Below are 13,670 nucleotides of genomic sequence, written 5' to 3'. Positions count from 1 at the left end.
TCGCTGATATCCTAGCTGATCAGAGCCCAGAGCGATAGGTGCTAGCGATTGTCGATATACGCTAATACTGGGTGAAAGTCCTACCTAGATCATAAATCGCGACACCATGTTGCTAACTTGTAAACGAATGTTTGAAATCACGTATCTGTCAGCGCTATAGTCTGGTCAGACCACAAACAATAAGTGAGCAAGCAATGGAACAGCACCCCTATCCCCACATGCTAGCCCCACTCGACCTTGGGTTTACCACCCTAAAAAATCGGGTCCTAATGGGCTCTATGCATACTGGGCTTGAAGAAGCAAACGATGGTTTTAAAAAGCTAGCGGCCTTCTACGCCGAGCGTGCGAAAGGCGATGTAGGGTTGATTGTCACAGGTGGCTTCTCGCCCAATTTTCGCGGTCGCTTGACCCCATTTAGCGCGCAATTTAGCTCCGGACGCGCGGCACGTGCACATCGTGCCATCACTGAAGCGGTCCATGCCAATGGCGGGAAAATTGCGCTTCAGCTTCTGCATGCGGGGCGTTATGCCTTTCATCCTTTCGCGCAAAGTGCGTCAGCCATTCGCGCGCCTATCAGTAAATTCACCCCGTTTGAAATGAGTGAGCGGGCGATTTGGCGCACGATTAAAGCGTTTGCTCGCAGTGCCGCGCTCGCCCGAGAAGCGGGCTATGATGGCGTCGAGATCATGGGATCGGAAGGATACCTCATTAACCAATTTTTCTGTCACCGCGCCAATCGTCGGTATGACCAGTGGGGCGGGGCGGTTGAAAATCGAATGCGCTTTGCCGTTGAAGTGATGCGTGCGGTCCGTCAGGCTGCTGGCGACGACTTTATCGTGATATTCCGCCTATCGATGCTGGACTTGGTCGAGCAAGGCAATACCTTCGAGGATGTGGTTGCCTTAGCCAAAGGCCTTGAACAAGCGGGCGTGACCATTATCAATACGGGGATCGGTTGGCATGAAGCGCGCGTGCCCACCATTGCCACCCAGGTACCACGTGGTGCGTTTAGCTGGGTGACCGAAAAACTTAAAGGTGAAGTGTCGGTGCCCCTAGTCACTTGTAACCGCATTAATACACCGGAGGTCGCCGAATCGATTTTGGCGAGCGGGCAGGCGGATATGGTATCGATGGCACGACCCTTTTTGGCCGATGCGGAGTTTGTTGCCAAAGCTAAGGCGGGACAGCCGGATGACATCAATACGTGTATTGCTTGTAACCAAGCCTGCTTAGATCACGTGTTCAAAGGAAAACGGGCAAGCTGCCTGGTGAACCCGAAAGCCTGTTACGAAACGGAACTAGTGGCGACGCCTGTTCGGCAAGTGAAACGAGTAGCGGTGATTGGGGGAGGCATGGCAGGGATTAGCTGTGCCACCGAAGCGGCTGAGCGGGGTCATGACGTGACCTTATTCGAAAAGTCGGATCGTCTAGGCGGGCAATTTAATTTGGCGATGGCCATTCCAGGAAAAGAAGAGTTTAAAGAAACCATTCGCTATTACCTTCGAAGGCTAGAAAAAGCGGGGGTGACGGTGACACTCAATCAGTCTGTGGATGTCGACGCCTTGCGCGAATTCGACGACATTGTTATCGCAACAGGCGTCAAACCGCGTCGCCCCGCGATTGAAGGTATCGACCATCCAAAAGTGATTGATTACCAAACGTTTATTCGCGAGAAGCCAGCCCTTGGCAGCCATGTTGCCATCATTGGTGCGGGAGGCATTGGGGTCGATGTTGCCACCATGATCACCGAGCCCAGCGATCAAAGCTTGGATGATTGGCTTAAAGAGTGGGGCATTGATAAAACCATAAGCCACGAAGGCGGCTTGTATCCTGGCCATGATACCCATAGCGATAAGCAGGTGTGGGTGCTACAGCGCCGCGAGGGACGTGTTGGCAAAGGGCCGGGCAAAACCACTGGCTGGATCCATCGTAAAACTTTGCAAAAACGGGGTGTGAATCTTGTAGGAGGGGTGACCTATCACAAAATTGATGATGAGGGGCTGCACGTCAGTATCAAAGATGAGGCGCACTTGATTCCTGCCACTGAGATCATCTTGTGTGCAGGGCAAGAGTCCGTTAACCAGCTCGCTGAGCAGTTGGATGAGGCGAAGGTGTCTTACCATTTGATTGGCGGCGCAGAGCATGCGGGCGAATTGGACGCGAAACGCGCGATTCGCCAAGGGATTGAAACGGCGTTGGCACTCTAAATCCATACACATTGCACGATTTTATCTGTTCACGGCTGTGTTAATCTATTGTAACCGAGTTATACATGGCCGTTTAACGGCAAAAAGGATGAATCATGGACGCACTTGAAATGCTCTTACAGCGTCGCTCGATACCGCGTCTTGCCGCGCCTGCACCGAGCGGTGACGTGCTTGAAAACATCATTCAAGCAGGACTGCGCGCCCCTGACCACGGCGCGTTGACGCCATGGCAATTTGTGATCTGTGAAGGTGAGGGGCTCACCCGGCTTTCCACCATTCTTGCCGACGCCGCACAAACCAATGGCGCGGATGAGGCGGCGATTGAGAAAGCGCGTAACGCCCCGTTTCGAGCGCCTATGGTGGTCGCAGTGATTGCCCGTACGCGTCCGCACGATAAAGTTCCTACCATTGAGCAACATATCTCGGCGGGATGTGCCACGCAAGCGATGCAAATGGCCGCTGTCGCGCAGGGCTTTCAAGGGTTTTGGCGCACTGGCGCCTTTGCTTATCATCCTGCTGTGCGCGACGCGCTGTCGGTAGAAGGTGACGATCAGATTGTGGGCTTTTTATACTTAGGGACGCCGGATTGCGCCCCAGCCAATGCCCCAAAGCGCGATGCCAGCAAGTATGTCACTTATCTCTGAGTGCATACCCATCGCGCTCACCTCGAAAAACCTGTGCATATGTACAGGTTTTTTATTGCGCCCTGATCGGCCTTTGCATACCATGCGCTCAGCGACGGTTAAAAAGGCTTTGTCATGGCACGATTGTTTATAGCGGAAAAACCCAGTCTCGGACGCGCAATTGCGGCTGGATTACCCAAACCGCACAAAAATCACAAAGGTTACATCGAGACCGCTCAAGGCGACGTGGTGACCTGGTGTATCGGCCATTTACTGGAGCAGGTTGAGCCGGATGCGTATGACAGCCGCTATAAAAAGTGGGAGCTGGCTGATCTGCCTATTGTGCCTGAAAAATGGCAGCTCCGTCCTCGTCAAGCCGCCGCGGCGCAGCTAACTGTCGTCAAAAAACTGATCAAGCAGTTTGACCAACTGGTGCACGCGGGTGATCCCGATCGAGAGGGACAGTTGTTGGTTGATGAAGTGATTGACTACGCCAAGGTCAGTGCCAACAAAAAAGCTAACATTAAGCGCCTTTTAATCAGTGACTTAAACCTTTCTGCGGTGAAGAAAGCCCTCGCGCAACTGCAAGACAACAAAGCCTACATGCCACTGTCCGTATCTGCCTTAGCGCGCTCACGGGCCGACTGGTTGTATGGGATGAATTTGTCTCGCGCTTATACCTTGTTAGGGAAACAGGCCGGCTACCAAGGCGTGTTATCAGTCGGACGTGTGCAAACGCCAGTGTTAGGGCTGGTGGTGCGCCGTGATCAGGCGATAGACAGCTTTGTGCCACACCCATTTTTTCAACTGGATGCGATCATTGCTCATCCAGAGGGAGAGATACGGGCACGTTGGCAGCCCAGTGAGGCATGTGCAAAGTGGCAAGATGAACAGGGACGCGTCCTGTCTCGTCCCTTGGCAGAAAATGTCGCACAACGCATCGCAGGACAAACCGCGACCGTCACTGAAGCGGAGCGTCAACAACGCAAACAGGCCGCGCCGTTGCCGTACAATTTGTCGGCATTACAAATTGACGCTTCAAAGCGGTTTGGTTTTAGTGCGCAAAAAGCACTGGATGTGTGCCAACAGCTTTACGAACGCCACAAACTGATCACTTATCCGCGCTCAGACTGTCGTTATTTGCCCAAAGGCCACTTCGCCGAGGCAAATAAGATACTCGGTGCCATTAAGCAAGGCTGTGAGGCGCTTAGCCAGGCATGTGATGAGGCTGATGCTCAGCGTAAAGGTAAGGCATGGAACGACAGTAAAGTAGGCGCTCATCATGCGATTATCCCCACGGCGAAAGTCGCGCCGACAAGCTTGTCAGCCGATGAAGCAAAGATTTATCAGCTCATCGCACGCCAATACGTGATGCAGTTTTACCCTGCTGCCGAATACGCGGAAGGCAAGCTCATATTTGATATCGCAGGCGGCTGTTTTATCGCCAAAGGGAAGGTGCTGACGTTAGCAGGCTGGCGTGCTTTGTTGCCGACTCGACAAACGGCTGACAGTGACGCCGCCCCCTTGCCGCTGATGAATAAAGGCGATCAAGAACGCTGTGAACGCGGTGAGATTAAAGATTGCATGACAGAGCCGCCTGCGGCGTTTACGGAATCGACCCTGCTGCAAGCGATGACAGGCATTGGTCGCTATGTACAAAACAAAGCCCTGAAAGAGATATTGCGTGAGACTGACGGCTTAGGCACCGAAGCAACCCGTGCGGGTATCATTGAGTTATTGGTGAAACGTGGGTTATTAACGCGGCAAGGAAAAACGTTACACGCCAGCGCCAGTGGTAAAGGGCTTATCGCCGCACTGCCAGACAGTGCCACGTATCCGGATATGACGGCGGATTGGGAGCGGCAACTGCAAGATATGGCGGATCGTCAGTGTGGATATCATCCTTTTATGCAAGGATTAACAGCACAAGTGACAGGCTTAATTGAAACCGTGAAAACATCGCCACCGCCGGCCTCGTTAAGCGACTTGCCTGCCGCCCCCTCTATATCTTTCACGCGTAAAGGGCGGCGTACGTCCGGCTACCGAAAGCGAACAACGAAAGCAAAGCCGGCTGCTAATCAAAAGTCAACGGCGACATCAACGCGTGCCACAAAACGCACACGCAAAGCCACGAGATAGCCTCATGCAGCGGTATATTGCGTAGCCGGCGAGCAAGTGTCGCGCCTGGTCATGCGGCCACCTGACACACAGGCCGGGCGTTAGAACGCATAGGCGGCGATGCAGCCGATCAAGGTCATCACAAATAAGAAGATTTTTAGCACCTTGGGGTTGGCGGAAATGGCAAAGCGTACCGCAACCCGTGCCCCTAGCATCGCGCCCAATGCCAATATTAATCCGGGAACCCAGCGTACCAGGTCATCGGCAATAAAAACCACTAAGGATAACGTCGTAAAAGCGAGCGTACAGGCCAGCTTGAGCGCATTGCCACGCACTAAGTCGTAGTGCAGTGTGCCGCACAGCGCTGCCAGTAGTACAAATCCTACCCCGGCTTGCACGAAGCCGCCATAGAAGCCAGCCAGTAAGAGACCCAACCAAGCCATGGGCGTATCTTTCACGCGTTTTGTCGGTGTTCCCTCTGGGGGGCCAAAGGTCGCAGGTTTAATCAGCATCACCAGCGTCATGGTCAGTAAGGTACCAAGCAACAAGGGTTTCACCCAGCTGGTCGGGAGCCAAGCGGCGGCTAATGCACCGCAAAGGCCACCGAGTAAATTGGGGATCAAAACGGGGATAATGTCTTGTGTCTCTAGCTTATTGTGTTGGCGAAAGCCTGACATGCCAGATACACACTGTAACCAAACCGCTACACGATTGGTGGCGTTAGCGACATCAGCCGGCATGCCCATCACCATCAACGCGGGTAAGGTTAAGTTCGAGCCGCCGCCCGCCAGCGTATTAATAATCCCTGCGATCAGTCCTAAGCTGACCAATAGTACGCCGTACTCGATGGTGATTGCCATGCACACTCCTTGTTTGCCATCGGCGTTGGTGTGGTTACGTTAAGTGAGAGGCGTAACCGCTTGATAGAAAAGCCCCATCAAGCATACTGTTTATGCGCAATGTTGTGAAACCTAATAGTAATACTGGCGAAACTATTCACGCCCTTTATAATCACGTGCTACATCTGAAATTTGGTTATTTTTCGCTCCGCTAGCCGCGCGAAATAAGGTTATATCACGTCATGCAGCAAGCTGTTCCCTCAGCGCTTGATAAAGTTGCACGCCGCTCCGCGCGAGTGGGGTTTGTTTATAATGTGCTTATTTCCATTTTGGTCTTTGCTTTCTCAGTGGCCTCAGTGGAGTTTTGGCTCTACCAACAAGCGCATGACCAAGAAGTGAAAGAGGTGCAACGGGCGCTGCTGGCTTATCGCTCGCGTATTGAGCTGAAAGTGACACAGAATTTGGATTTAAGTCACGGACTTGCTACTTACATCAGCCTTAACCCTGATTTGGACCAAAAGGATTTTTCCCGATTTGCGGGCCAGCTCAAAGACAAAACCCCCTATATTCTTAATTTTGGCGCGGCGCGAAACTGGGTGATCAGCCACGTCTACCCTAACACGTTAGAGTCCTCCTTATTGGGCACTCATTATCATGATATTCCCGAGCAATTAGAGAGTGTTCGTGCGGCTTATGGGTCGAGACAGCCTGTCATTTCTGGCCCTGTTGAGCTCATACAAGGTGGGACGGCGTTGATTGCCAGGCAGTCAATAGTCAACCAAAACACCGGTCTGCCTTGGGGGGTGTTATCCACGGTATTAGATATCGATGGTTTGTTCTCCGCCAGTTTTAAGCAAGGAGAAAACTATCCTGTCCGCGCGGTACTACAGGAAAAACGCGAATCTGACCAGGTATTTACCACGGTTTATGGTGACACGTCGGTACTAAGCCAGTCGCCTGAGGCGGTCACGGTCAATTTGCCTTCGGGGGATTGGCGTTTACTTGGGGTGCCGCAATCGGGATGGAAAGGGCTGCGTCCTCACCCCACGGTATGGGTTGTCGGTACGATTATTTTGCTTTTTTGGCTGGGTGGCCTGTATGGCCGCTACAACGCGGGGCGTAGTTTTGCCCAATCAATAGGGCGTGTGGTGGATGATAGTTACCGCTTCAGAAGCATTTTTAAACGTCACGACGCGGTGATGATGCTCCTCGATGCGAAAACGGGCGACATTCTTGATGCCAATGACAGCGCGCAGCAGTTTTATGGCTATGACCATGCTGCTCTGACGTCGATGCGGATCAGTGATATCAATACTCAAACCGATAGTACCCTTAAAGAAAGCCTTTCTCAGGCGCAACAGCGTGCGAAAAATTGTTTTATCTTCTCGCATCGGCTTAAAAGTGGTGAGGTGCGGCAAGTGGAAGTCCATTCTTCACCGATCACCATTGGCCATGCCAAGCTGCTTTTTTCTGTCATTCATGATGTGTCAGAACGTCTTGAAGTAGAGAGAAAGCTCATGCTGAATGCAAAAATATTTGAGCAGTCCAGTGAAGGGGTGCTGATTACCGATGCGGCGGGAAGGATTGTCACGGTAAATGGCGGATTTAGCGCGATTACTGGGTATAAAGAGGAAGAAGTGCTGGGAGCCACGCCAGCCATTTTGAACTCAGGGCGTCATGATCACGCGTTTTTCAGTGAGATGTGGCAACAAATCGCCGACGAAGGGCGTTGGAAAGGCGAAATATGGAATCGACGTAAAGATGGCGTGGTATATCCCCAATTGCTTTCTATTAGCGTGGTGAAAGACGATAGCGGGGAGGTCGTTAACTATATTGGTGTCTTCTCTGACATCACTAAACTTAAGGACTCGGAGAAAAAGTTGATTGATTTGGCCCATTATGACGCGCTGACTGGGTTACCGAATCGTCTGTTGCTAACATCCCGTGTTCGTCAAGCGATGAACATGCAGTCCGTTCAGCGCAATCAGATAGCCTTGATGTTTCTGGATCTCGACCAGTTTAAATTCGTTAATGACAGCCATGGCCATGCGGTCGGCGACGCACTATTGAAGTTGGTCAGTGAGCGCCTGCATGGTTTGCTTGATGAAGGTGACACCTTGGCACGTTTGGGGGGCGATGAGTTTGTCATTCTTCGTTTGATTCACACTGATGACACCGCGTGTATTCGCTTGTCTGAAAACGTGATCCATGCCATGAACCGTTTGTTTGTCCTCGATGGCGGCATTGATGCGCAAATCGGGGTAAGCATTGGTATTGCGCGATACCCAGACGATACGTCGAGTACGGAAGAGCTCCTCACATTCGCCGATTCGGCCATGTATCACGCCAAAAAATCGGGCCGCAACACCTATGCGTTCTATGATGATGCGTTGACCATTGATGCCAACCACAAGCTACGTTTGGCGGTGGAGTTACGCCAATGTGTGCAAAATGAAGAACTGGAGCTCTTTTACCAGCCGCAAGTGGATCTGGTGACGGGGCAGATTGTGGGTGTCGAGGCATTATTGCGCTGGCATCATCCTGAGCGCGGCTTGCTGTCTCCCATTCATTTTATCGAGGTCGCCGAAGAGCGTTCAATCATTCATGATATCACGCGATGGGTGGTGGAAACCGGCTGTCGCCAACTAAAGGCTTGGCATGATGCGGGGGCGCCGATCTCCATGGCCGTGAATATTTCACCGCGTAACCTCGCGGATGTCACTTTCACCCAAGTGGTAGCCGAAGCCATCGCACGCACCGGCGCCGATCCACGCTTTTTAGAGCTGGAAATCACGGAAAACACCTTGATCGAAAACCAAGCCAATGCGCTGCGTGTTCTCGAACAATTGCGTGAGAAAGGTGTCGGGATAGCGATCGATGATTTTGGGACGGGCTACTCGTCCATGGCGTATCTAAAACGTTATCCGATCTCGAAACTAAAAATTGACCGTCACTTTATCAAAGATATTCAAAGCCAGTCTCCCGACGAAGAAGAAGTCGCGATTGTGTCAGCGATGATAGCGATGGCGGATAGTCTCGGGATCGGCGTGGTGGCAGAAGGAATAGAAACGCTACATCAACAAGCCATATTGCATGAGCTAGGCTGCACCTTTGGGCAAGGTTATTTATATCGTCGTCCAGCCCCTGCTGCCGATATTGGCGAGCTTTTGGGGGTGGATAATGATTAATATCTCACTATGCGGTTGCCGATTACGCGCGCAAGGGATAACTGGCTGGCTCATCCTTTGATGGTCATTGCTCACAGTTTTAGGGCGCAGAAGCAGGAATGATGTCAATCGCTTGCGGTTTTTTTACCCTAAAAGAAAATCGCAAGGAGCACGATCATGACCCCTGTTTTTACTTGGCAGCGGCTCGCTATCGCGATAGCCGCTTCGCTGTCAATGACAGCCGCAGCCTCTCCCCATATCACGGTGACGACCTCAACCACACAAGCCGATAAGCCACTCAACGCAGACTCACCGGCGGTCTTCGCATTGGGAAAAAACACTTACCAAATCACGGTGGACGGTGTGGATGGCGAGTGCCAAGCGAATACACCCTCGAGCGCCAAGTTTAATACGCCGATACCGCTGGGGTGCGGCACGGCCAGCACTTTTGACCTCACTATTCGTTTTGCCGGTGACTATGGTTTTTATTATCAAGCGGATACGCGCACATTGCGGGTAAAACGTGAGCCGAAAAAAACGGCCTCCACCTTTAAACGGCCTTTGCCGGATGTGCAATGCCAGCAGTATCAAGGCGGGCCTGTCACTTTGCAGCTTGGCGATAGCTTTGCTGAAGGCACTCAGCTAAAAGAAGCACTCAGTGGCCAAGTGGTGCGTGTAAAGGATCACAGTGTCACGCTGACACCGGCAGCGAACAGCGGTGGCTTGGTGCTGCTGGCCCCCGTTGACGCGCCTTCTTCTGCGTTTAGTTATCGGAATGCCAATATCTATTTTGTGATGGTAGACAGGTTTAACAATGGCGATCCGAGCAACGATCACAGTTATGGGCGTCATCAAGATGATGCACAGAACATCGGCACTTTTCATGGTGGGGATTTGCAAGGCGTGATTGATAAACTGGATTATATCCAGTCGCTCGGCACAGATGTGATCTGGCTATCCCCGATTGTCGAGCAAGTGCATGGCTTTGTCGGCGGTGGTAGCCAGGGCAGTTTTCCTTTTTATGCCTACCACGGTTATTGGTCACGTGATTTTACTCAAGTGGACAACAACTTTGGTGATGATGCCGTGCTCAAAACCCTCGTGGATGAAGCGCATCAGCGCGGTCTAAAAGTGTTCCTAGACGCTGTGGTCAACCATCCAGGTTATGCCACGCTCGCGGACTTACAGCAAGATGGGATTAACGTCGTCAATGACGCTGAGTTGCCAGAGAAATGGCAAGATTGGCAGCCCGATAAGGGGCAAAGTTGGCATGACTTTCATGAGGCCATTGACTACAAGAGCACCCACTGGCACCAATGGTGGGGCAAAGACTGGGTGCGTGCGGGGTTACCGGGTTATGATCAGCCCGGTAGCAGTGATAAAACCCTGACATTGGCCGGGCTACCAGATTTTAAAACGGAATCCGATCAGCCAGTGACGCCACCGCAATGGCTGCTAAACAATCCAGGTACCCGCGTTGAAGCGCGCGATAACTATACCGTGAGTGATTACTTACTTGAATGGCAAACCCAATGGGTAGAGCGTTTCGGTATTGATGGTTTTCGGGTGGATACGGTCAAGCATGTCGATGGCGAGGTTTGGCGAGCATTGAAATCGCAATCTTCGGCGGCGCTAGAGACTTGGCGGCGTCAGCATGACAAAACGGGAGAGCCGTTCTGGATGATGGGAGAAGTATGGGGCCACCGTGCTTATCGCAGCCCTTACTTTGACCAAGGCTTTGATGCGTTGATTAATTTCGATTTGCAAAAGCAGATGGATAAGGGAGCGTACTGTTTGAGTGAAATGCAAGACACTTATCAAGCGTATGCAGACACCATGGCAAAAGAGGCGGATTTCATCCCGGTAAGCTATATGTCTTCCCATGATACTGAGCTCTTTTTCAGTCGCTTTAAAGACGCCAGCATGCAGCGTGGTGCCGCCAACGCATTGTTGCTAGCGCCCGGTGCGGTACAAGTGTTCTATGGTGATGAAGTCGGGCGTGACTTGGGCCCTTACGGGGACGATTTCCATCAAGGCACTCGTTCAGACATGATATGGCAGCGCAACGCGATGCAAGCTGACTTGCTGAACCATTGGCGTAAAGTGGGCCAGTTTAGGCAAGATCATCCGGCGATTGGTGCAGGCAAGCATCAAGCCATCCCCCAAGCGGGTGCCTATGTGTTCTCTCGTCAACTAGGCGAAGATACCGTGGTTGCGGCATTTATCGGGCGACAAGCCGATAAATAGCCTGCACAGTATACATACGTGTACAGAAAAGCCGTGTACGAAAAGGCCGCGTACGAAAAAGCCCACCGTTCGATGAACGGTGGGCTTAAATATTGGTCGGTCTGACTGGATTTGAACCAGCGACCCCTGACACCCCATGACAGTGCGCTACCAGGCTGCGCTACAGACCGACTAAGCGCTATATTACGAATCGGCCTAGTGGGTGTCAATTGCCAAGGGGGATTGTTTTTCGGTTTTTCAACCGTTTGGCTATTAAAGCGTCAACATAACATGGCGAAGTGACGTTTTCCTCTGCGCCTTGCTAATCACGACGACGGTTCTTCGGGATAATAAAAGCGTTTCAGTTCATGCATCACTTGCATCAGCAGTGACAACTGCGGTTTCCCCTCTGGCAGCGGGGTGTAGTGCTTATCAAACACCTTATAGTTGCCAAACTTATCCACCACAGTGGTTTTTTGCGGTTGTACCACCACGATATCTCGGCTATCGCCGGCAAGCACCCACTTGCGTGGACGGTTTTTAAGCTCGAACAAGTTGGTTCCACTGCTATACGTCTCCGCCGGAGAGCTGACCGATAGCATTGACTCCATCAATGTAGGGGCCACGTCTAAGTGGCTGCTGTAATGCGCAATTTGCTCCGCATCTTGGTTGGGCCAATGCATAATCATAGGGACTTGTAACTGATATCGGCTGTAGTTTGAGTTTGAGCCCCAGCTGTTGAGTCCGGTTTCGTTAAACTCCATTCCGTGATTGGCGGTGATCATCACCACGGTGTTGTCTAGCTGCCCTGACTGGTCTAGGTGCTCAAGCAAGCGGCCAAGCTGCTCGTCAACGTAATGTGCGGCGTTATTATAACTGTTTTTTAGTACCAAGCTTGTCTGGGTATCGACGCCTGCCATGGCACTGTCAAGCGCCGGCTGAAAAGGTTGTGGGTAATCCCCACCTTGCTCGTATTCATTCACCGTTGCCAATTCCAGGTAACCAAACCATGGCTTGTCGGTTTCGCGGTGCACCAGCCAGTTGCGCATCGAGGCAACCGCGTTGGCGTCCGCCTGCCAAGCGGGTTGATCCGATTGGCTGTCGCGTTCAAGCGCTTGGCTGAAAATGCTTTGATAATAAATGGGGTTGGCAAAATGATCGCCACTAAACAATCCCCATTGATAGTCTCGCTGTTTGAGTGTTTCTATCAGTACGGGGCGCAGTCCCTCGGTACGGGCACTTTGCGCATAACTGCCAGGCAAGCCGTAGAAAAAGCCAAACAACCCCGCCATGTCATCATTACTGCTGCTAAAGTGATTTTTAAACCACAGGTTTTGATTGGCAAACTGCTGGAGGTGAGGCATGGTTACCGGGTTTACCATGTCCGCACGCAGCCCCTCTACCATCACCATCAGTAAGTTTTTCTGATACTTGTTGGCATCCGGGGCGAACGCAAGTGGTTTGAGAGGGTAGCGGATTACTTCGCTGGTTTCCTGCCCACGTTGTTCGCGCAAACGTTGATACTCTTGCCTGTCGAGCAAGCCGTACTTTTCCATAAAGGTTTTCGCGGTCATCGGATAGGAGACCGGGAAGGTAGAGCGCTGTGCGGTGACCGGGCTGTATATGAAGGCATCCGCCCAAATATGGATAAGGTGGCTAGAGATAAAGCAAAGCGCAAAGACGGCAGCCACGGGGATACCGATACGTTTACGCGTCAGTTTACGCAGTTTGCGCCACACCCATTCAGCAATAATCAGCTCTAAGATAAAAATAGCAGGCACGGCAATAAACAAGTACTGCCAATGCGCATTCATATCGGTTTTTTCGCCACTTAACAGCAGCTCCCACACCAATGGGTTAAGGTGAAGGTGCAGGGTTTGGTAAGCGTAAATATCAAGCAGCAGCACCATCATCCCAATGGTGGCAACCAGTACGGCAAACAGCCTCATTAACCGCTGGGAGGGGATAAGAAAACTGGCCGGGAAAATAATCAGAATATAAAGCGCAAACACCAGAAAGCCAAAGTGCCCAACCCAGTTGAACACCAAGTAGCTTTGCCCTAATAGCGTTTCAGGCCATCCTGATTGGCTGATGTAGCGCGTGCCCAGCAACATAGCGGCAATGATGTTAAAAAAGCTAAACCAATGCCCCCAACTGATTAGCTGGGATACTTTGTCACGATACGATGTTCCGCTATCAACCATACAAATTTATTCTTCTCTTATTAGCGACTGCTGCTTTTGCATTATTGCTTATCGATGGATGCCATTAATGCCTGGGCAAACTTGTCGGCAAATGCCTGGCGTTGGGCGGCAGGAATATTGTGATTAAGGATGTTAGTGGCGACATTCCCGATCACCATCAGCGATAAATCCGTAGAGGCATCGTGTTGTTCTAACACGTTGACAACATCGCTGATAATACGTTCCACTTGCTCGTCGTCATATTTTGAAGTTACAGGCATAAATTCGTCTTTTCTTCTTAAAACCA

General features: G+C 51.6%; 8 protein-coding genes and 1 tRNA gene. 5 read left to right on the top strand and 4 right to left on the bottom strand.

Annotated features, from left to right (window positions below; translation table 11 throughout):
* Nucleotides 1–194: 194 nt before the first annotated feature.
* The 3 genes from BZG72_RS00545 to BZG72_RS00535 all read left to right on the top strand — a co-directional run bounded on the left by BZG72_RS00545 (nucleotide 195) and on the right by BZG72_RS00535 (nucleotide 4,969).
* Nucleotides 195–2,207: an NADPH-dependent 2,4-dienoyl-CoA reductase gene (locus BZG72_RS00545; protein ID WP_077606895.1), complete on the top strand. Its 2,013-nt coding sequence runs from the start codon at nucleotides 195–197 to the stop codon at nucleotides 2,205–2,207.
* A gap of 95 nt (nucleotides 2,208–2,302) precedes the next feature.
* Entirely contained in the window at nucleotides 2,303–2,851 is a 549-nt protein-coding gene (locus tag BZG72_RS00540) for an NAD(P)H nitroreductase (protein ID WP_046075294.1), read from the top strand.
* A 114-nt stretch (nucleotides 2,852–2,965) separates the two neighbouring features.
* Nucleotides 2,966–4,969 carry a DNA topoisomerase III gene (locus tag BZG72_RS00535; protein ID WP_077665858.1) on the top strand — a complete coding sequence of 668 codons (2,004 nt, stop codon included), beginning with the start codon at nucleotides 2,966–2,968 and terminating at the stop codon, nucleotides 4,967–4,969.
* A gap of 80 nt (nucleotides 4,970–5,049) precedes the next feature.
* Here BZG72_RS00535 and BZG72_RS00530 read toward each other — a convergent pair whose 3' ends face one another.
* Entirely contained in the window at nucleotides 5,050–5,808 is a 759-nt protein-coding gene (locus BZG72_RS00530; RefSeq protein ID WP_077578066.1) for a sulfite exporter TauE/SafE family protein, read from the bottom strand.
* 221 nt (nucleotides 5,809–6,029) lie between these two features.
* Between BZG72_RS00530 and BZG72_RS00525 the strand changes: the two genes are divergently transcribed.
* Together BZG72_RS00525 and BZG72_RS00520 are read left to right on the top strand one after the other, a co-directional pair.
* Nucleotides 6,030–8,975, top strand: coding sequence for a bifunctional diguanylate cyclase/phosphodiesterase (locus BZG72_RS00525; protein ID WP_077665857.1), 2,946 nt, complete (start codon nucleotides 6,030–6,032; stop codon nucleotides 8,973–8,975).
* Between the two features lie 156 nt (nucleotides 8,976–9,131).
* The gene (locus tag BZG72_RS00520) at nucleotides 9,132–11,201 is read left to right on the top strand and encodes an alpha-amylase (protein ID WP_077665856.1); all 2,070 of its coding nucleotides are present in this window, start codon (nucleotides 9,132–9,134) and stop codon (nucleotides 11,199–11,201) included.
* Nucleotides 11,202–11,294: 93 nt separating this feature from the next.
* Here BZG72_RS00520 and BZG72_RS00515 read toward each other — a convergent pair.
* The 3 genes from BZG72_RS00515 to BZG72_RS00505 all read right to left on the bottom strand — a co-directional run bounded on the left by BZG72_RS00515 (nucleotide 11,295) and on the right by BZG72_RS00505 (nucleotide 13,644).
* Nucleotides 11,295–11,371: transfer RNA gene (locus BZG72_RS00515), tRNA-Pro, on the bottom strand.
* Nucleotides 11,372–11,506: 135 nt separating this feature from the next.
* A complete protein-coding gene (locus BZG72_RS00510; RefSeq protein ID WP_077638804.1) occupies nucleotides 11,507–13,384 on the bottom strand; it encodes a DUF3413 domain-containing protein in 1,878 nt (625 codons plus the stop codon).
* Between the two features lie 41 nt (nucleotides 13,385–13,425).
* On the bottom strand, nucleotides 13,426–13,644 hold the full coding sequence (locus BZG72_RS00505; protein ID WP_046075299.1) for a YejL family protein: 219 nt from the start codon (nucleotides 13,642–13,644) through the stop codon (nucleotides 13,426–13,428).
* Nucleotides 13,645–13,670 lie beyond the last annotated feature (26 nt).

Source organism: Salinivibrio sp. PR6 (genome assembly GCF_001995955.1).
GTDB classification, from domain to species: domain Bacteria; phylum Pseudomonadota; class Gammaproteobacteria; order Enterobacterales; family Vibrionaceae; genus Salinivibrio; species Salinivibrio siamensis.
The sequence above is the reverse complement of the archived record's forward strand: the minus strand, read 5'-3'. Positions and strand labels throughout refer to the sequence as shown.